The organism is Streptomyces sp. BL1 (assembly GCF_057628045.1).
In genome coordinates this window covers 1079346-1097370 of the sequence record NZ_JBXYWZ010000002.1, presented here as the reverse complement: position 1 = coordinate 1097370, position 18025 = coordinate 1079346, and the positions used below count along the sequence as shown (strand labels likewise).

The 18025-nt window shown below is 71.3% G+C and carries 15 protein-coding genes and 1 pseudogene; 11 read left to right on the top strand and 5 right to left on the bottom strand.

Annotated elements, in window-relative coordinates:
* Nucleotides 1-27 precede the first annotated feature (27 nt).
* On the bottom strand, nucleotides 28-2235 hold the full coding sequence (locus tag AC3AGO_RS05085) for a S9 family peptidase (protein ID WP_487818904.1): 2208 nt from the start codon (nucleotides 2233-2235) through the stop codon (nucleotides 28-30).
* Between the two features lie 39 nt (nucleotides 2236-2274).
* Nucleotides 2275-3108 carry an arylamine N-acetyltransferase family protein gene (locus AC3AGO_RS05080; RefSeq protein ID WP_487818903.1) on the bottom strand — a complete coding sequence of 278 codons (834 nt, stop codon included), beginning with the start codon at nucleotides 3106-3108 and terminating at the stop codon, nucleotides 2275-2277.
* A 75-nt stretch (nucleotides 3109-3183) separates the two neighbouring features.
* Between AC3AGO_RS05080 and AC3AGO_RS05075 the strand changes: the two genes are divergently transcribed.
* The 9 genes from AC3AGO_RS05075 to AC3AGO_RS05035 all read left to right on the top strand — a co-directional run bounded on the left by AC3AGO_RS05075 (nucleotide 3184) and on the right by AC3AGO_RS05035 (nucleotide 12661).
* Entirely contained in the window at nucleotides 3184-3846 is a 663-nt protein-coding gene (locus tag AC3AGO_RS05075; protein ID WP_487818902.1) for a TetR/AcrR family transcriptional regulator, read from the top strand.
* A gap of 187 nt (nucleotides 3847-4033) precedes the next feature.
* Nucleotides 4034-6130 (top strand): ATP-binding protein, encoded by a 2097-nt coding sequence (locus AC3AGO_RS05070; protein ID WP_487818901.1) that lies wholly within the window; start codon nucleotides 4034-4036, stop codon nucleotides 6128-6130.
* 29 nt (nucleotides 6131-6159) lie between these two features.
* Nucleotides 6160-7026 carry a HipA family kinase gene (locus tag AC3AGO_RS05065; protein ID WP_487818900.1) on the top strand — a complete coding sequence of 289 codons (867 nt, stop codon included), beginning with the start codon at nucleotides 6160-6162 and terminating at the stop codon, nucleotides 7024-7026.
* Nucleotides 7023-7451 (top strand): DUF3037 domain-containing protein, encoded by a 429-nt coding sequence (locus tag AC3AGO_RS05060; protein WP_487818899.1) that lies wholly within the window; start codon nucleotides 7023-7025, stop codon nucleotides 7449-7451. Before AC3AGO_RS05065 ends, AC3AGO_RS05060 begins: the two co-directional genes overlap by 4 nt.
* A gap of 230 nt (nucleotides 7452-7681) precedes the next feature.
* Nucleotides 7682-8443 carry a 3-oxoacyl-ACP reductase FabG gene (gene fabG, locus AC3AGO_RS05055; protein ID WP_487818898.1) on the top strand — a complete coding sequence of 254 codons (762 nt, stop codon included), beginning with the start codon at nucleotides 7682-7684 and terminating at the stop codon, nucleotides 8441-8443.
* A gap of 34 nt (nucleotides 8444-8477) precedes the next feature.
* On the top strand, nucleotides 8478-9236 hold the full coding sequence (locus AC3AGO_RS05050) for an SDR family oxidoreductase (protein WP_487818897.1): 759 nt from the start codon (nucleotides 8478-8480) through the stop codon (nucleotides 9234-9236).
* A gap of 349 nt (nucleotides 9237-9585) precedes the next feature.
* Nucleotides 9586-11175: an ABC transporter substrate-binding protein gene (locus tag AC3AGO_RS05045; RefSeq protein WP_487818896.1), complete on the top strand. Its 1590-nt coding sequence runs from the start codon at nucleotides 9586-9588 to the stop codon at nucleotides 11173-11175.
* 157 nt (nucleotides 11176-11332) lie between these two features.
* Nucleotides 11333-12022 (top strand): uracil-DNA glycosylase, encoded by a 690-nt coding sequence (gene ung, locus AC3AGO_RS05040; protein ID WP_487824537.1) that lies wholly within the window; start codon nucleotides 11333-11335, stop codon nucleotides 12020-12022.
* A gap of 153 nt (nucleotides 12023-12175) precedes the next feature.
* Nucleotides 12176-12661 carry a hypothetical protein gene (locus AC3AGO_RS05035; protein ID WP_487818895.1) on the top strand — a complete coding sequence of 162 codons (486 nt, stop codon included), beginning with the start codon at nucleotides 12176-12178 and terminating at the stop codon, nucleotides 12659-12661.
* Nucleotides 12662-12772: 111 nt separating this feature from the next.
* Here the strand turns inward: AC3AGO_RS05035 and AC3AGO_RS05030 are convergent, their stop codons facing one another.
* Together AC3AGO_RS05030 and AC3AGO_RS05025 are read right to left on the bottom strand one after the other, a co-directional pair.
* Nucleotides 12773-13303, bottom strand: coding sequence for a DinB family protein (locus AC3AGO_RS05030; RefSeq protein ID WP_487818894.1), 531 nt, complete (start codon nucleotides 13301-13303; stop codon nucleotides 12773-12775).
* 102 nt (nucleotides 13304-13405) lie between these two features.
* Nucleotides 13406-14002, bottom strand: coding sequence for a TetR/AcrR family transcriptional regulator (locus AC3AGO_RS05025; protein WP_487818893.1), 597 nt, complete (start codon nucleotides 14000-14002; stop codon nucleotides 13406-13408).
* A 225-nt stretch (nucleotides 14003-14227) separates the two neighbouring features.
* Between AC3AGO_RS05025 and AC3AGO_RS05020 the strand changes: the two genes are divergently transcribed.
* Both AC3AGO_RS05020 and AC3AGO_RS05015 read left to right on the top strand, forming a co-directional pair.
* Nucleotides 14228-15595 carry an FAD-dependent monooxygenase gene (locus tag AC3AGO_RS05020; protein ID WP_487818892.1) on the top strand — a complete coding sequence of 456 codons (1368 nt, stop codon included), beginning with the start codon at nucleotides 14228-14230 and terminating at the stop codon, nucleotides 15593-15595.
* Between the two features lie 7 nt (nucleotides 15596-15602).
* Nucleotides 15603-16503: pseudogene (locus AC3AGO_RS05015) on the top strand (Gfo/Idh/MocA family protein).
* Between the two features lie 99 nt (nucleotides 16504-16602).
* On the opposite strand, the gene AC3AGO_RS05010 reads toward AC3AGO_RS05015, so the two are convergent.
* The gene (locus AC3AGO_RS05010; protein WP_487824536.1) at nucleotides 16603-18009 is read right to left on the bottom strand and encodes an APC family permease; all 1407 of its coding nucleotides are present in this window, start codon (nucleotides 18007-18009) and stop codon (nucleotides 16603-16605) included.
* Between the last annotated feature and the right edge of the window lie 16 nt (nucleotides 18010-18025).

Sequence of the window (18025 nt, the reverse complement as noted above, 5' to 3'; positions counted from 1 at the left end):
TTCGTACGGACGGAGCGCGGGCTGTGTTCAACGCTCCCGGGGCGGAAGTGACGTGTGCAGAAAGCACAGTTGGTGGTGGAGCAGCTGTTCCGCGGTGACTCCGGACCCCACTGTGTGCGTCTGTCCGGACAGCGGCAGGACGGCGTGTTCGCGCCCGGCCGCCAGCAGTGCGGCGGACAGCCGCAGCAGATGGGCGAAGGCCACGTTGTCGTCTGCCGTGCCGTGGATGAGCAGCAGGGGCCGCCGCAGAGAGGGCGCGTCGTCGAGGAGTGAGCTGCGGGCGTAGTTGTCCGGTTCCTCGTCGGGGTGGCCCAGGAAGCGTTCCTTCCAGTGGGTGTCGTAGAGCCGTTGGTCGGAGGGCGCGGCGCCGGCGACCGCGGCGTGGAAGACGTCCGGGTGCCGCAGGACGGCGGCGGCCGCCAGCGTGCCGCTGAACGACCAGCCGCGGATGGCCACTCGGCCCAGGTCCATGCAGGGGCGGGTGGCGGCGGCCGTGTGCAGGGCGTCGATCTGGTCCTCCAGCACGGGCGTCAACTGGTCGCCGTGTACGGCCTTTTCCCAGTCGGGCCCGCGCCCCGGTGTGCCCCGGCCGTCCGTCACCAGCACGGCGAAGCCCTGCTCCGCGAACCACTGCGACACACACGACTGCCACAGCCTGGCACGCAGCACGAGCCGTATCCCCGGCCCCGCGTACGGATCGAGCAGCACCGGCAGCGGGCGCGCCCCGGGCGCTCCCGGGTCGTACCAGGAGGGCAGGAACAGGGCGCTGCGCAGGGCCCGTTCGCCGAGTGCAAGGAACAGCGGGCGGGGCGGCACCGAGGGCTTCTCCTCGCGGGAGGCGAGGGTGCCGACGGGCACACCGTCGTGCAGAACGGTCACCTGCCGGCCGGTCGGCGTGAGGCTGTCGAGCACAAGAGTGTCGCCGCCGGCAGCCGCCGTGTGCACGCCGGACTGTGTGCTGATCTGTACGCAGCCGTGTGCCGGCGTGTACCGCCACACGTGTTCTTCCGTGGGGTCCTTGCTCGCGCAGAAGAGCACCTGTTCGCCGTGTGTGCCGAGTACTTCGGTCACTTGGAGGCCCGGTGGGCTTACGACTTCCCCGTCCACATGCAGCCGGCGCGTGCTGCCTCCGTCGTAGGTGCCGTCGGCGTCGTACGTGTGGGCGCTGTCGTGCGTGCCGACGAGTACCCCGGACGCGGTGCGGCACCAGGCGCCGGGCACCAGGGGTACCCAGTGCGGGTCGCGCTGTTCGTGCAGCAGCCGGGTGGCGCCGCTGTCCGGATCGACGGCGAGCGTGCGCACGGTGCGCTGGTCGCGGGACTGCACGGTGGCGAGCGGGCCGTGCCCGTCCCAGCCGGCCGCGGTCACGTACTCGTACTCCTCACTGTCCCAACGCACCTGTGTGCGGCTGCCGTCGAGGCCGAACAGCCACAGGGAGACCTCCGCGTTGGGGGTGCCCGCGGCCGGATAGCGGACCATGCGCGGCCGCCGCGCGGGGTCGGACGGATCGCTGATCCACCGGCGGCCGACCGGTGACACGTCCGCACGGGCCGCCAGCAGCGCGCTGCCGTCCGGCGCCCACCAGAAGCCGCGCATCCGCCCCATCGACTCCGCGGCCACGTAGTCGGCCAGCCCGTACGTCACTTCCGGGCTCTCCGGCTCGGCCAGCGCGATGTCACCTGTGCCGTCGGCCCGTACGGCGCGCAGGGCGCCGCCGGTGACGTACGCGATCCACCGGCCGTCGGGGGAGGGGCGAGGATCGGCGGCGGGACCTGCCGCCGGCACCGAGTACGGCTCGGCGTCGTCCGTGCGGACCGCCCACAGGGCGCCGCCCAGAGTGAAGGCGGACAGCATGGCCGCGGTGTCGGAGGCGAACGCCGTGATGCCGATGGACTGTTCGCGGGTCCGCTCCCTGCGGGCGCGTTCGACCTCGGACACGTCCGACCGGTTCGCCGGCCGTCGCGCGGTGCGTACGGACCGCGCGGTACGTACGGACTGTGCGATGCCGCCGAGCGCGTACGGGTCGGCCAGCAGCCGTTCCGCGCCGCCTTCCTGCACCCACAGCCGTCCGACCGGGTCCCGGCCGCCGCCCGTCCGCAGGAACAGCACCCGCGTCCCGTCGGAGGAGACCACGGGGGAGCGGACCACCCCGAGGGAGAAGCGCCGCGTCCGTGCGAACTGGTGGGGGAAATCGCGCACGGCGTCGGTCACTTCGGCACCTCCGGAACCGTCCATGGCCGAGACCATGCCACGCCCCGCGCACACCCGACAGAGTCAGCCGTCGTTCCGGGAGCGGGTGCGCCAGAGGGCGTATTGGGTGCTTGCCTGTTTCCAGAGGCGGGTGACTCCGGCCGGGCCGAGGTCGTCGAGGGGGACGAGGAACTGGTCGGAGAGTGTGGCGGCGAACTCGTCCTCGTCGTCGATCGTCCAGGATTTCCCGTCGGGGCCGAGCTGCCGCACCGTACGGGACAGGAGCAACAGGGTGTGCCCGGTGCCGGGCCGCGCGGCGATGAGCGTGCTGACGTACGGCGAGGCCGCGGAGGTGGACAGTTCGTGCGAACGGGCGGCGAAATCGGTTGGCTCGCGGGGCTGGAGCCGGAAGTCGTAGGAGACGATCGTCCCGCCCGGACGGTGGTGGAAGCGCCAGGTCTCCGGGGCCAGCTGCTCCAGGCGGTACGTGAACTCGCCCTGGGTGTACGGGCCTTCGCGCAGCGGGAGCGGTTCGAGGAAGCCGTCCCCGATGCCGGCGTCGGCCAGCCAGCGCTGCCCTTCGAGGTCGACGAGCAGCACGTTGTGGTTGCCCCACATCGCGTTGCCGCGGGACTCGCGCAGGACGCCGCCCTCGGCCATCGTCACCTCGAACCCTGCCCGGCGCAGCAACATGGCGAGACCGGCGTTCTGTTCGTAGCAGTAGCCGCCGCGCCGCCGCCGTACGAGCTTGTCGTACAGGGCGCCGGGGTCGAGGCTGACCGGCCGGCCGAGCTGGATGTCGAGGTTCTCGTACGGCACCGTCTGCCGCCAGGCCCGGTGGAGGGCGAGCAGCGTGGGCGCGTCGGGCCTCACAGGGCCTTCGTGCCCGATCCGGTGCAGCATCGCGTCGAGAGTCATCTGGCCTCTAAGTGAGAGAAGGTCCGCCGCTTAGATGCAGTATACGGAGGAATTCGGCTCACATATAGTGTCCGGGTGACACCTTCGACTTCCGGACGCGCCCTGCGCGCGGATGCCCGGCTCAACCGTGAGCAGATCCTCGTGGCGGCCCGCGAGCTCCTCGCGGAGCGGGGGCCCGACGTGCCGGCGGAGGAGGTGGCCCGCCGGGCCGGCGTCGGGACCGGCACTCTGTACCGCCGCTTTCCCGACCGGGAGGCGCTGGTCCGCGCGGTGGCGCTGGACGGCTTCCACCACGTGGTCGACCTCGCGCGTACGGCCGAGGACGAGGAGCCCGACGCCTGGCGGGCGCTGTCGCGGTTCGTGCACCGCGCCGCTGCCGAACTGCGCCTGGCCACCTGGCTGTCGGTCTGGTTCGCGAGTACGTGGGCGGAGCTGCAGGAGGACCCGGAGAACCAACGGCTCCGCCGCGTTCTGCTGAAGATCCTCGACCGGCTCGTCCGCGGCGCCCAGTCCGACGGCGCCATGCGCCCGGACGTGGGGCCCGGCGACCTGTTGCTGACGATCGCCCAGCTGCTGCGGCCCGTTCCCGGTCTGCGGGCCGAGCCGGCCCGGCGCGGCACGGAGCGCTCGCTGACTCTCATGCTCGACAGCATGCGCGCCCGCGGTGACGCACAGCCCCTGCCCGGCCGGGAAATCACCCTCACAGACCTCGACCCCGCCGCCGACCCCGGCGCGTAGCCGGACTCGTCGTCGCCCTGCCGCGACATCGCCGCGTGTCCGCACCCCACGCTCGGCAGTTGAACCCGGGTGGTGGGACTGCCGGAATCCGAAGACGCTTCGCGGCGGACGAGGGCCCGGGCGGCCTGCGTCGGGGAGACTTGGGCGGAAGCGGGAGACGGTGGTCGGAGCACCGGATGGGGGCGCCGTGAGAGAGAACAGGCAGGGCCGGAGGGCGGGCAACCTGAGCTCCGAGACGACGAGTTTCGTGGGGCGAAGGACCGAAGTCCATCAGGTCGCGCAGCACTTGACCGAGAGCCGGCTGGTGACCCTCACCGGGGTGGGCGGTGTGGGCAAGAGCCGCCTGGCGCGGCACGCGGGGGCCAGGCTCGCGGACGGCTTCCCCGGCGGGGTGTGGCTGGTGGAGCTCTCCCCGCTGCGTGAGGCGGCGTCGTTGGCGCTCGCCGTGTACGAGACCTTCCGGCTGGCCGACCAGACGACGCGGCCCGCGAGCGAGGTGGTGGCCGAATGGCTCGCGGACAAGCGGCTGTTGCTGATCCTGGACTGCTGCGAACATCTGGCCGCCGCCTGCGCCGAATTCACGCAGCTGCTGCTCACCGCGGCACCACACGTACGTGTGCTGGCCACCAGCCGCTGTCCGTTGGGCGCCCAGTCCGAGCAGGTGGTGGCGGTGCCCCCGCTGGCCGTCGACGCGGCCGGGCCGGAGCGCGCGGCCCAGCCCCCGGAGGCGGCCGTGTTGTTCATGGAGCGTGCCGCCGACGCCGCACCCCGGGCGGTCCTCCCCGAGCAGGACGGTGCGGCGGTGGCCGAGATCTGCGCGCATCTGGAGGGCATCCCCCTCGCCGTGGAACTGGCCGCCGCCCGGCTGCCCGAGATGTCCCTGCCCCGGCTCCGCGCGCGCCTGCACACCCGCTTCGAGACACTCACCTCCGCCGGTGAGCGGCGCGGCGAGGGGGAGCCGAGGCATCAGGCCCTGCGTACCGCGATCGGCTGGAGCCATGAGCTGTGCGCGCCGCTGGAACGGCTGTTGTGGGCCCGGCTGTCGGTGTTCGCCGGCGGCTTCGAGGAGGAGGCGGCGGCCTGCGTCTGCTCCGGCGGCCCGCTGCATCCCGACGACGTGCCCGGTCTGCTGTCCGCCCTCGCGGACAAGTCGGTGCTCCAGCACACCGGGACCCCGCGCGGCCGCCGGTACTCCATGCTCGACACGGTGCGCGAGTACGGCCAGGAGTGGCTGCGCAGGCTCGGCGAGGAGTCCGCGCTGCGGGTGCGGCACCGGGACTACTACCGCTGGCTGGCGCTGACCGGCGACCGGCAGTGGATGGGGCCCGACCAGGTGGCCTGGTACGAGCGGGTCACCGCCGAGCACGCCAATCTGCGCGCGGCGCTGGAGAGTTGCCTGGCCGACGAGGACCCGCGCTACGCACTGGAGATGACGGGCAACCTGTTCTTCTTCTGGCTGTGCTGCGGCTTCCTGCGCGACGGCCGGCACTACCTGGAGCGGGCCCTCGCCGGAGCACCGGACAGCGGCACCGGCCCGGAGCGGTTCTGGGCACTGTGGGCCTGCGGAGTCGTGGCCTTCGCGCAAGGCGACATGGACGCCACCGCACTGGACGACGAGTGCACGCCGATGGCGGAGCAGCTCGGCGACCCGGCGGCGAGCGCCGCCGCGCTCTATCTCAAGGCGCTGCGGATGACGATGACCGGCGAGGCGGCGCAGGTGGCGGTCCTCCTCGGCGAGGAGGCCAACTCGCCCGACTGCGGGGGAGGTTCCCTCAAGGTGAAGCTCCTGACGCTGTCCATCCTGCCGTTCGCCCATCTCCAGCTGAGCGGATTCGACCAGCTCGCCGCCACGGCCGAGGCTTTCCGTGCGGAGTGTGAGCGGCACGGTGAGCGGTGGGCACGCAACTATGCGCTCGATTTCCTGTCCACTGCCGCGCTGAGGAACAACGACCCGGCGGCAGCCATCCGTTACGCCCGCGAATCCCTCGTCACCAGATGGCGGCTGCACGACAGCCTCGGCACCGCGATGGTGCTCGACACGCTGGCCACGGCCGTCTCCGTGGACGACCCGGCACAGGCCGCCCGGCTGCTCGGAACCGCCGACGCCCTCTGGCACTCCATCGGCCGTGCGCAGATGGGGCTTCCGGAACTCGTGGCCGCCCGACGGGCCTGCGAAGCCCGGAGCCGCGAGGCCATCGGCGACGCCGCGTTCGAAGCCGCCTTCCATGCGGGGCAGGAGGGAAGCATCGACGACGGCATCGCCTGCGCCCTGGCACCGGAGTGAGCCACCACCGTCGCGTATAGCCTGGCGGAATGCTCACGGAAGTCACCGCCACCCGGTATGTCACCCCACTGCGGGAGGGCGGATCGCTGCCCGGGATCGTCGAAGCGGACGATCTGGGTACTTATGTCACGAAGTTCACCGGCGCGGGGCAGGGGCGCAAGACCCTGGTCGCCGAGGTCATCTGCGGGCAGCTGGCGCGCCGGCTGGGGCTGCGGGTGCCCGAACTGGTGCAGATCCAGCTCGATCCTGTGATCGGTCTCGGTGAGCCCGACGAGGAGGTGCAGGAGCTGCTGAAGGCCAGCGGCGGACTGAACCTCGGCATGGACTTCCTGCCCGGCTCGCTCGGCTTCGACCCGCTCGCGTACGAGGTCGGCGCCGCGGAGGCCGGACGGATCGTCTGGTTCGACGCTCTGATCAACAACGTCGACCGGTCCTGGCGCAACCCCAACATGCTGGTGTGGCACGGCGACCTGTGGCTCATCGACCACGGCGCCAGCATGATCTGGCACCACAACTGGCCGACCGCGCGCGCCGCGGCGGACAAGCCGTACGACGCGTCCGACCACGCCCTCGCCCCGTTCGGGCCCGACATCGCCGCGGCGGCGGGCGAACTGGCGCCGCGCGTCACGGAGGAACTGCTCGCCGCGTGCGCGGCCGACGTGCCCGACGAATGGCTGGTGGACGAGCCGGGATTCGGCTCGCCGGACGAGGTGCGCGGCGCGTACACCGAGGTGCTGGCCGCGCGCGCCCGTACGATCCACGAGCGCATCACCATCGGCGAGCCGAGCCGGGACCGGCCCTCGCAGGCGCCGGGCTGGCTGACCGGACGGCCGGGCGACGGCCCGGCAGGCACCGTGGGGACGGCCGCGCACACGAAGGAAGGCGACGCGAAGTGACCGCCCAGGACAGCCGGGTGGCCCCCGGCACGCAGGAGACCGCGGTACGGCGGGACGTCTTCGAGTACGCGCTGCTGCGCGTCGTCCCGCGCGTCGAGCGCGGCGAACTGATCAACGCGGGGGTGGTGGTCTACTGCCGCGCCCACTCCTTCGTCGCCGCGCGTACGCACCTCGACGAGGACCGGCTGCGGGCGCTGGACCCGCGCGTGGATCTCGCGGGAGTGCGTGCCGCGCTGCGCGCCGTCGAGGGGGTCTGCCGCGGCGGCCGCGACGCCGGACAGGCGGCGGGGGACGAGCCGGGCCGGCGCTTCCGGTGGCTCGTCGCGCCGCGCAGCACGGTGGTGCAGCCGGGGCCCGTGCATACGGGGCTGACCGCGGATCCGGAGGCGGAGGCGTCGCGGCTGCTCGATCTGCTGGTGCGGTGAGGGCTCCGCGGGGTGGCTGCGGTTCGCGTGGGGCTGGTCTGGGGTGCGCAGTTCCCCGCGCCCCCCTGTGTCGCGTGGCTCGTCGCGCCCCTTGTCCGGGGGCGGTGTTCGTGCTGTCAATCTCACCCGCCATGAGACCCGTTGACAGGGCGTGTCCTGCCTCATAGCGTCACGACAGCCGTAGGTACTAAGCGGTTGCTCACCACATCCAGGGCGAGGAGAGAACCAGCATGACCAGCAGCGAGCAGCGCGTCGCGATCGTCACCGGGGCGGCCCGTGGCATCGGCGCGGCCACCGCCGTCCGACTGGCGGCCGAGGGCCGCGCCGTCGCCGTACTCGACCTCGACGAGGCGGCCTGCAAGGACACCGTCGACACGATCAAGGCGGCGGGCGGCAAGGCCATCGCCGTCGGCTGCGACGTCTCCGACTCCGAGCAGGCCGAGGCGGCCGTCGCGCGCGTCGCGGAGGAGCTCGGCGCGCCGACCGTGCTCGTCAACAACGCCGGTGTGCTGCGCGACAACCTGCTGTTCAAGATGAGCGACGCGGACTGGGACACCGTGATGAACGTGCACCTCAAGGGCGCGTTCGTGATGTCCCGTGCCGTGCAGAAGCACATGGTCGACGCGGGCTTCGGCCGGGTCGTCAACCTCTCCTCGTCCTCCGCGCTCGGCAACCGCGGCCAGGTCAACTACTCGGCGGCCAAGGCCGGTCTGCAGGGCTTCACCAAGACCCTCGCCAAGGAGCTCGGCAAGTTCGGCATCACCGCGAACGCCGTGGCGCCCGGCTTCATCGTCACCGACATGACCGCGGCCACCGCCGAGCGGGTCGGCATGGACTTCGACGACTTCCAGAACGCCGCCGCCTCGCAGATCCCGGTCCAGCGTGTCGGCCGTCCCGAGGACATCGCCAACGCCATCTCCTTCTTCGCGGGCGAGCAGGCCGGCTTTGTCTCCGGGCAGATCATGTACGTGGCCGGCGGCCCGCTCAACTGACCCGGCCGTTCAACTGACAAGGGAGTCCTTCGGCATGGCTCAGCAGCAGGACAGCGGCAAGGTCGCGCTGATCACCGGCGGCAGCCGGGGCATCGGCTACGGCATCGCCGAGAAGTTCGCAGCCCGCGGCGACCGGGTGTGCATCACCGGCCGCAACGAGGAGGCGCTCAAGGAGGCCGTCGACGCGCTCGGCCCGGACCGCGCCATGTACGTGGCCGGCAAGGCGCACGACGAGGAGCACCAGGCGGCCGCCGTCGGCCGGGTGATGGACGCGTACGGCCGCATCGACCACCTCGTCAACAACGCCGGAACGAACCCGGTGTTCGGCCCCATCGCCGACCTGGATCTCGCGGTGGCCCGCAAGGTGTTCGAGACCAATGTGGTCTCGGCGCTCGGCTTCGCGCAGCAGACCTGGAAGGCGTGGCAGCAGGCGAACGGCGGCTCCATCGTCAACATCGCCTCGATCGCGGGGATCCAGGCGTCCCCGTTCATCGGCGCGTACGGCATGAGCAAGGCCGCGATGGTCAATCTGACGCTCCAGCTGGCGCACGAGTTCGCGCCCACGGTGCGCGTCAACGCCATCGCACCGGCCGTCGTCAAGACCAAGTTCGCCGAGGCGCTGTACGAGGGGCGCGAGGCGGAGGCCGCCGCGCGCTACCCGATGCAGCGGCTGGGCGCTCCGGACGACATCGGTGGAGCGGCCGCGTTCCTCGCCTCCGACGAGGCCGGCTGGATCACCGGGCAGACGCTCGTCATCGACGGTGGACTCTTTCTCAACGCGGGTGTCGAGTAGCAGCCTCGACGCGGGTGTCGAATAGTCGCTCCCGGGCTGTCGCACGGTCGCTGACCTAGAGCAAAGGGTGCCGGAACCGGAAGGTCCGGCACCCTTCGTCGTACCGTGAGTACTCGCTGTTGAACGCCCTGTTCACCAGTTGATCTGTGCATGTTGCGGGGGCACATGCTGCGGTAGTCTCTCCCTCGCCGTCGGCCCATGGGCCTTCCCGGTGGAGCCGGGGGAGAAGTCCGCGTGGCACCGTGACGCGTCCGGTGCAGTGACGTGGCAACGTACCAACCGGCCGTCGGCATCACACCTTTGACCTCGCATCAGCAGTAGTGGCCCCGCCGACTGAGGAGCGCGTTTCGTGTCCGACCGGAACCGACGACTGAGGAACTCAGCGACCGTTCTCATATCCCTTTCCCTGGTCGCCGGGTGCGGGGGACTCACCGGGGAGGAGAGCGACGAGGACCGCTCGCTCGTCGTCGGTACCACCAGTGAACCGAGCGCGCTCGACCCCGCCGCGGCGTGGGACGGCTCCTGGGAGCTGTACAAGAACACCTTCCAGACGCTGCTGCACTTCCCCAACTCCAGCACGACGCCCGAGCCGGACGCCGCACAGCGCTGCGGTTTCACGGACTCCGCCAGCCGCGTCTACCGCTGCACCCTGCGTGACGGCATGAAGTTCTCCAACGGCCACGCGCTGGACGCCACCGCGGTGAAGTACTCCTTCGACCGGATCCGCACCGTCGACGCGCCCTCCGGGCCGAAGGGACTGCTGGGCAGCCTGGACCGGGTGGAGGCGCCCAACAAGAAGACCGTCGTCTTCCACCTGAAGAAGTCCGACGCGACCTTCCCGTACGTCCTGGCCACGCCCGGCACCTCGCTCGTCGACCCGAAGACCTACCCGGCGAACAGCACGCGCAAGGGCAACAAGCTGGTGGGTTCGGGGCCGTACACCCTTGAGTCCTACGCGCACGGCGACAAGGCAGTGCTGCAGAAGAACACGGGCTACAAGGGCGCGGCCAACATCAAGAACGACTCGGTGACCGTCGACTTCTTCCAGGACTCGGACAAGATGGTCCAGGCCCTGCGGCAGAAGAAGATCGACGCGACGGTGCGCGGTCTGACGCCCACCCAGATCACGAACTTCCAGAAGGCCGAGGCGAAGGGCGACGACAGCGTCGAACTGAGCGAGATGCTCGGTTCGGAGATCCGCTTCCTCGTCTTCAACCCCAAGGACCCGACGGCCGGCAAGCCGGCCGTCCGCAAGGCCATCGCCGAGCTCATCGACCGCAAGGCCCTCGTGCGGAACGTCTACCAGCACACGGCGGACCCGCTCTACTCCATGGTCCCCAGCGGCATCACCGGACACACCAGCGCCTACTACGACGAGTACGGCGAGCCGAGCCGCCAGAAGGCCAAGGAGACGCTGGCCCAGGGCGGCGTCAACGGCAAGGTCTCCCTCACCCTCTGGTACGCCACCGACCGCTACGGCTCCGTGACGGCACGGGAGTTCAAGGAGATCGAGCGGCAGCTGGAGGCCTCCGGACTGTTCGACATCAAGATCAAGGGCCGTCCGTGGAACGCCTTCCAGAAGGGCTACGCGAAGGGCCAGTACCCGGCCTTCGGACACGGCTGGTTCCCCGACTTCCCGGACGCGGACAACTACATCTCCTCCTTCGTCGGCCAGGACAACGCGGTCGGCACGCCGTACAGGAACTCCACGATCAGCGACCAGCTGCTGCCCAAGTCCCGGCAGGAGGCCGACCGCGGCGTCGCGGCGCGCTCCTTCTCGCGGGCCCAGAAGGTCGTCGCGCAGGACGGGCGGCTGCTGCCGCTGTGGCAGGGCAGGATCTACATCGCCGCCGACAAGGACATGTCCGGCGTCGAATGGCTGCTGGACTCCTCGGCGCTGCCGCGGTTCTGGGAGCTGCACAAGAAGGCCAGCTGGTAGTCCGGTTCCGGGTGCGGTGAATCCGTACGGGCGTCCGCGCGGGCGCTCGTACGGCGCGCCGGTCCGTACGGTGCGGTGAGTTCGGCTGCTGTCAGTGGGCACCGGTACCTTCTGTGCGACAGCCGGACCACCACCTGAGGGAGAAGCAGTGAACGGCATGCGGGACATGCTGCCCGAGTCCTGGCAGGGCGTTCTCGGGGCGGAGACCGAGAAGCCGTACTTCAAGGAGCTCACCGAGTTCGTCGAGCAGGAGCGGCAGCAGGGCCCGGTGTACCCGCCGCGCGAGGAAGTCTTCGCCGCGCTGGACGCCACTCCGTACGACCGGCTGAAGGTGCTGATCCTCGGTCAGGATCCGTACCACGGCGAGGGGCAGGGGCACGGGCTGTGCTTCTCCGTGCGCCCGGGGGTGAAGACGCCGCCGTCCCTGCGGAACATCTACAAGGAGATGCGGGAGGACCTGGGGCATCCGGTGCCGGACAACGGCTATCTGATGCCCTGGGCCGAGCAGGGCGTGCTGCTGCTCAACGCGGTGCTCACCGTCCGTGCGGGGGAGGCCAACTCGCACAAGGGCAAGGGCTGGGAGACGTTCACCGACGCGGTCATCCGCGCCGTGGCCTCCCGCCCCGACCCGGCCGTCTTCGTGCTGTGGGGGAACTACGCGAAGAAGAAGCTGCCGCTGATCGACACGGAGCGGCACACCGTGGTGCAGGGCGCGCACCCCTCGCCGCTCTCGGCACGGAAGTTCTTCGGCTCGCGCCCCTTCAGCGCGATCGAGACGGCCGTCGAGGCGCAGGGACATACCGCCATAGACTGGCGGATTCCCGATCTGGCCGCGCGGACGGCGTAGTACGGGGCGAGGCTCGGCGCGATTGTCAGTGCCGGCCGCTAGCGTCGGAAGTCACGGCCGCACACCTCGGCGGCGGCCGTACGGCCGTTCGCATCGGACGGCCGGCCAGTTCGCAGAGCCGTACAGTCCGCGCCGCGCAGCCAGGAGGGCCCCGTGTCGGAGCCGCAGCAGGAGACGTCCCACGACGGCACGATGGTCCGGATCGGACAGGCCATCATCCTCCACCGGGGCGGTGACCGGGAGGAGGCGCGGAACCGGTTCGCGCGGCTGTGGGAGGAGACCGGCGACGACGGCGACCTCTTCCACCGATGCACCATCGCGCACTACATGGCCGACACCCAGGACGACCCCGCGGACGAACTGGAGTGGGACCGGCGGGCCCTGGCCGCGGCGGACGCCCTCACCGCCGAGGAGGTGCAGTGGGGAGAGCACGTCCTGGCGGTGCGCTCCTTCTACCCCTCGCTCTACCTCAACCTCGCGGCGGACCATGTGAAGCTGGGTGACGAGAGCGCCGCGCTCCGCGCGCTGGGCCGGGCGCGCGGAGCCTCCTCCGAGCTGCCGGACGACGAGTACGGCGCGGGCATCCGCGCCGGTATCGCCCGGCTCGGTGCGCAGCTCGGCGGCAGTGCGCGGTCCTGACTCGTGCGGTCCTGACGGAGGGTCAGCGGGGCCCGGTGGTGCGGAGGTTGGAGCTTCCGTGGAACGGCCCCGCCCCGCGGTTCGGTCCGGTGTCCGGGCTCTGCCGCGTGCTCAGACTCCGGTGTCGCCGTCGATGCGTTCGCGGATCAGGTCCGCGTGGCCGTTGTGCCGCGCGTACTCCTCGATCATGTGCACGTAGATCCAGTGCAGGCTGACGTCGTCGCCGTGCCGGTTGGGGCGCGCCGCGTCGAGTACGTGTCCCTCGGCGCACTTGCGCCCCTCAGCGATCTCCTCACGCCAGGCGGCGAAGAGCGCCTCGGGAGTGTCGTCGGCCTCGATGCGGAAGTCGCCGTCCAGGTCGTCGTCGGTGTAGGAGATCGGCGACAGGTCCTGCTCGCCGAACGTCCGCCGGAACCACTGCCGTTCGACGTCCGTCATGTGTTTCACCAGGCCCAGCAGGCTGAGCCCCGACGGTGGCGCCGACGCCTCGCGCAGCTGTGCGTCGTCCAGCCCCGCGCACTTGGCGGCGAGGGTCTCGCGGTGGAAGTCGAGCCAGTTCTCCAGCATTTCCCGCTCGGTGGCGGTGACCGTGGGAGGTATCCGGCGTTCGCTGCTCCGGGTGGGGCCCGCGTCTGTTGTCATGCGGCACAGCATGGTCCGGGCAGGGCCGGGCGGCGACTGATTTTCCGGCCGGGCTGTGCACCCCGGCAGCAGGGCGCGGGCTCCGGGGCCGGAACGGCTGCCTCAACCGAGCATGCCGCGGAGCAACTCCCGTACGCTCGCGTGCAGTTCGGCCTGACTCGGGGCCTCGGCGTGGTACGAGCCGGCCGTGCACGCGAAGAGGATCCCGTCGCACCAGGCCACCAGCGACAGCGCGTGCCGCTGCGGAGCGGCGGAGCCGGCGTCCGTGAGTACGGCGACCAGGGGCTCGTGGAAGGCGCTGGTGCCGGTGCGGTCGTAGAAGGCGCGCAGTGCGGGGCGGCGGGTGGCTTCGAGGGCGAGTTCGTAGCGGGCCACGAGCAGCGGCTTGTGCCCCGTCAGATAGCGGTGCAGGGCCAGGGCGATCGCGCCGGCGACGTCGTCCGGGCCGCCGGTGAGCCCCGCCAACTCCTCGGTGGAGAGGACCTGTTCCTCCCGTACGGCCAGCCGTCGCACCGCCGCCTCCAGGAGGGCGGCGCGCGTGCGCGCGTGGTTCGACGTGGAGCCCTGCGGCAGTCCGGCCTCCTCGTCCACGGCGCGGTGGGTGAGTCCGCGGAGGCCGCGGTCCGCGAGGAGGGCGATTGCGGCGTCGGCGATGCGGTCCGGGCGGGTGGGGGTGGTGGCTTCGTGTTGGGCGGGCATGGCTGCACTCTATCCTGGTTACTACGGCTGTAGTACGGTGCACTACAGGTGTAGTGAGGGTGTGGTGTGTGCGGCACGCTGTGTGCTGCGCCTGCGTGGGGTGCGGGGTGCGTTCCCTTCGCGGGTGCGGTCCGGTGTGCCCACCCGTTCCGCCCCTTGGGCGGACCGCGTGCCCACACCTCGTGGGCGGACCAGCTGCCCACACTCTGTTCGAGGGGGATCAACATGACGCAACGTCAGGCTGTTGTCATCGGGGCCGGGATCGGGGGGCTCACTGCGGCTGTCGGTCTGCATCGGGCGGGGTGGCGGGTCACCGTTCTTGAGCGGTCCGCCGCGCTGGAGCCCGTCGGGGCCGGCATCGCGCTCGCCCCCAACGCGCAGCGCGCCCTGGACGTCATCGGCCTCGGTGACACCGTGCGCGAACTGCGCAGCTGGACCACGGAGGGCGGACTGCGCACCCCGTCGGGGCGCTGGCTCTCCCGTACGAGTAACGAGGCGGCGGCGGAACGCTTCGGCGGCCCCGTCGTCCTGCTGCACCGCGCCGCGGTCATCGACCTGCTGCGCGCGCAGCTCCCGGCGGGGGCGGTACGTACGGGCTGCGCGGCGGAACTCGTCGACGAGGGCGACCCGGACGCCGAGGGCGAGGCGGGGCGGCCCGCACGCGTACGGGTAGCCGGGGACGGTTCCGGGCCGGAGGCCGAACAGGGCGAGATCGAGGCCGACTTGGTGGTCGGCGCCGACGGGATCCACTCCGCCGTGCGCCACGCCCTCTTCCCCGGCCATCCCGCGCCCCGCTACGCGGGCTTCACGGCCTGGCGGTTCGTCGTCACCGCACCCGCGGAACCGTTCGCCGCGCACGAGACCTGGGGCCGCGGCACCCTCTGGGGCAGCCAGCCGCTGCCGGACGGCCGGGTGTACGCGTACGCCACGGCCGCCCTCCCCGCAGGCCAGCGCGCGCCGGACGGTGATGAACGGGCCGTGCTGCTGGACCTGTTCGGCACGTGGCACCACCCCGTACCCGCGCTCCTGGAGACGGTGAAACCCGCCGACGTACTGCGCAACGACGTGTACTCGGCCGACACCCCGCTGCCCGCCCACCACCGCGGACGGGTCGTGCTGCTCGGCGACGCGGCGCACGCCCTGACGCCCAACCTCGGCCAGGGCGGCAACCAGGCGATCGAGGACGCCATCGTCCTCGCCCACCACGCCGGACCCGGAACCGACGACCCGTGCACCAGAATCGATGACACGTGTACCGGAATCGACGACACGTACACCGGAACCGGCGACCCGTACACCACGATCGGCATCGGTGCCGCGCTCGCCGCGTACACCCGCGACCGGCTGCCGCGCACCACGGACGTCGTGCGCCGCTCCGCCCGGATCGGCCGGATGACGACGATGACCTCCGCGCCGGCCTGTGCTCTGCGCGACGCCGCGCTGACCGTGCTGGGACGGTTCGGCGGGCGCCTCGCACTGCGTTCGCTCGACGGCATCGCCGACTGGAGTCCGCCCGGGCACGCGTATGCTGCCGGGGCACATTCCGGAGGCGGGGCACACTCCGGAGCCCCTGGGACAGCGCGAAGGAGTTGAACGGCTCGTGCGAATCGGCGTGATCGGTCTCGGAGACATCGCGGAGAAGGCATACCTGCCGGTCCTTGCCTCCCAGCCCGGCGTGGAACCGCACTTGGTGACCCGTACGCCCGCCACGCTCGAACGGCTCGGCGCGGCACACCGGATCCCCGACGCACACCGGCACACCGTACACCTTCCTGGCGACGCGGCCCGACGCCGCGTTCGTGCACGCGGCGACCTCCGCCCACGTCCCGCTCGTCACACAGCTTCTCGAGGCGGGCGTGCCCTGTTACGTCGACAAGCCGCTCGGCTACCGGCTCGACGAGTGCCAGCAGCTCGTCCGCCTCGCGGAGGACCGGCGCGTCAGCCTCGCCGTCGGCTTCAACCGGCGCTTCGCTCCGGGCTACACACAGTGCCTGGAGCACCCGCGCGAACTGATCCTGCTGCAGAAGCACCGGGTCGGGCTGCCCGAGGAACCGCGCCGCATGATCTTCGACGACTTCATCCACGTCGTCGACACGCTGCGCTTCCTCGCGCCCGGCACGGTCGACGAGATCGACGTACGGGCGCGGGTCCGCGACGGGCTGCTGCACCACGTGGTGCTCACCCTCGCCGGTGACGGCTTCACCGCGATCGGCGCGATGAACCGGCTGTCCGGATCGGCCGAGGAGACCCTGGAGGTCTCCGGCCAGGACACCAAGCGCGAGGTCCGCAATCTCGCCGAAGTCATCGACCACAAGGGCCAGCCCAGCGTCCGCCGCCGCGGTGACTGGGTGCCGGTGGCGCGGCAGCGCGGCATCGAACAGGCCGCCCTCACCTTCCTCGACGCGGTCCGCGCCGACAAGGTCCTCCCCGCCCAGGACGCTCTCCGCACTCACGAACTGTGCGAACGCGTCGTCCGGGAAGTGGAGGCCCCGAGCGCCTGACCCGGCGTCAGGCGCGATGCCCGGCGGGGCGGGCCAGGCCGGTGAAGCCGAGGAAGCGGCAGGAGACGGGTGTTGCGCAGGGTGGTCATGCGGTGGAGGTTACGTCTGCGGTTCCGCCGAGTCGGAGGGGATGGCCTCGTCGGCGGGGGCGTCGCCGCGGGCGTGATGGTGGGTGGTGACCATGTACAGGAGCCCGGCGAGGACGACGACGCCGCCGCACAGCAGCACGATGTAGTTGTCGTACCACGGGGCTTCGGGAGTGCGGGGCCAGGAGATGGTGGCGATGGCGAAGATGCCGTACGCCAGGGCCGCGGCGTTCACGAGCAGCCCCCACCGGCCGAGCCGGAACTCGCCCGCGGGCTTCCAGCCCTTGAGCCGGGCGCGGAGCGCGGCGAGGACGACCATCTGGAACGACCCGTAGATGCCGAGGATCGCAAAGGACACGATCTTGGTGAGGGCGTCGGCGGAGACCAGGGAGCCGATGGCGATGAGGACTGGCAGCAGCGCCGAGACCAGCAGCGCGTAGCCGGGGACGGCCCGGGCGTGTGAGAACTTCCGCAGCAGCCGGTGCCCGACGATCATCTGGTCGCGGGCGTACGAGTAGATGAGCCGGCCCGCCGCGGCCTGGAGGCTGACGGTGCAGGAGAGGAACGAGATGAGGACGACCGCCATCACGGCCCGCGCCCCGAACTCGCCGAGCGCCGTGAAGAGGACGTGCACCACGGGGTCGGACTCCTTGCCGGCGATCACCGCGCGGTAGTCCGTCACGGCGAGGAGCAGGCACAGGCAGGTGAAGGTGGCGGCGGCACCGCCGATGTAGATGGTGCGCCGCATCGCCTTGGGGATCATCTTCCCCGGGTGCTTGACCTCCTCGGCCACATCGCCGCACGCCTCGAAGCCGTAGTACTGGTAGAAGCCGATGAGCCCGGCCGCCAGGAACACGGGCAGGTACGAGCCGCCGTCGGCGGCGCCGAAGTCGTCGAAGAGGACGCCGAGTCCGTGGTGGCGCTCGGTGGCGAGCAGCCAGACGCCGACGATGAGCGCGCCGACGAGTTCCGCGGTGAAGCCGATGATGGCGGCCCACGACAGGACGCGGGTGCCCGCGTAGTTGATGAGCACGGCGATGACGATGAGGCAGATGGTGCACAACACCGTGGTGTGCACGGTCGGTTCGAAGCCGAGCAGGATGGCGATGTACGGGCCGGCCCCGTAGGCGACGCTGGTGATGGTGACGATCAGCGCCCACATGTAGACCCAGCCGGCCATCCACGCCCAGCGTTTGCCCCACAGCCGGCGCGTCCACGGGTAGACGCCGCCCGCGATCGGATACTGCGCGACGACCTCCCCGAAGACCAGCGCGACGAGGAACTGTCCGATGCCGGCCATCACGAACGCCCAGATCATCGGCGGCCCGCCGGTGGCCAGCGCGGTGCCGAACAGGGTGTACGTGCTGACCACGGGGGAGAGGTAGGTGAAGCCGAGGGCGAAGTTCGCCCAGGGGCCCATGTCCTTGCGGAACTCG

Excerpts from the sequence above, each read along its gene's own strand:
- AC3AGO_RS05085 (WP_487818904.1), bottom strand. The coding sequence starts at position 2,235 with ATGGACGGTTCCGGAGGTGCCGAAGTGACCGACGCCGTGCGCGATTTC.
- AC3AGO_RS05080 (WP_487818903.1), bottom strand. The coding sequence starts at position 3,108 with ATGACTCTCGACGCGATGCTGCACCGGATCGGGCACGAAGGCCCTGTG.
- AC3AGO_RS05065 (WP_487818900.1), top strand. The coding sequence starts at position 6,160 with ATGCTCACGGAAGTCACCGCCACCCGGTATGTCACCCCACTGCGGGAG.
- fabG (WP_487818898.1), top strand. The coding sequence starts at position 7,682 with ATGACCAGCAGCGAGCAGCGCGTCGCGATCGTCACCGGGGCGGCCCGT.
- AC3AGO_RS05050 (WP_487818897.1), top strand. The coding sequence starts at position 8,478 with ATGGCTCAGCAGCAGGACAGCGGCAAGGTCGCGCTGATCACCGGCGGC.
- ung (WP_487824537.1), top strand. The coding sequence starts at position 11,333 with ATGCGGGACATGCTGCCCGAGTCCTGGCAGGGCGTTCTCGGGGCGGAG.
- AC3AGO_RS05030 (WP_487818894.1), bottom strand. The coding sequence starts at position 13,303 with ATGACAACAGACGCGGGCCCCACCCGGAGCAGCGAACGCCGGATACCT.
- AC3AGO_RS05025 (WP_487818893.1), bottom strand. The coding sequence starts at position 14,002 with ATGCCCGCCCAACACGAAGCCACCACCCCCACCCGCCCGGACCGCATC.
- AC3AGO_RS05020 (WP_487818892.1), top strand. The coding sequence starts at position 14,228 with ATGACGCAACGTCAGGCTGTTGTCATCGGGGCCGGGATCGGGGGGCTC.
- AC3AGO_RS05010 (WP_487824536.1), bottom strand. The coding sequence starts at position 18,009 with ATGGGCCCCTGGGCGAACTTCGCCCTCGGCTTCACCTACCTCTCCCCC.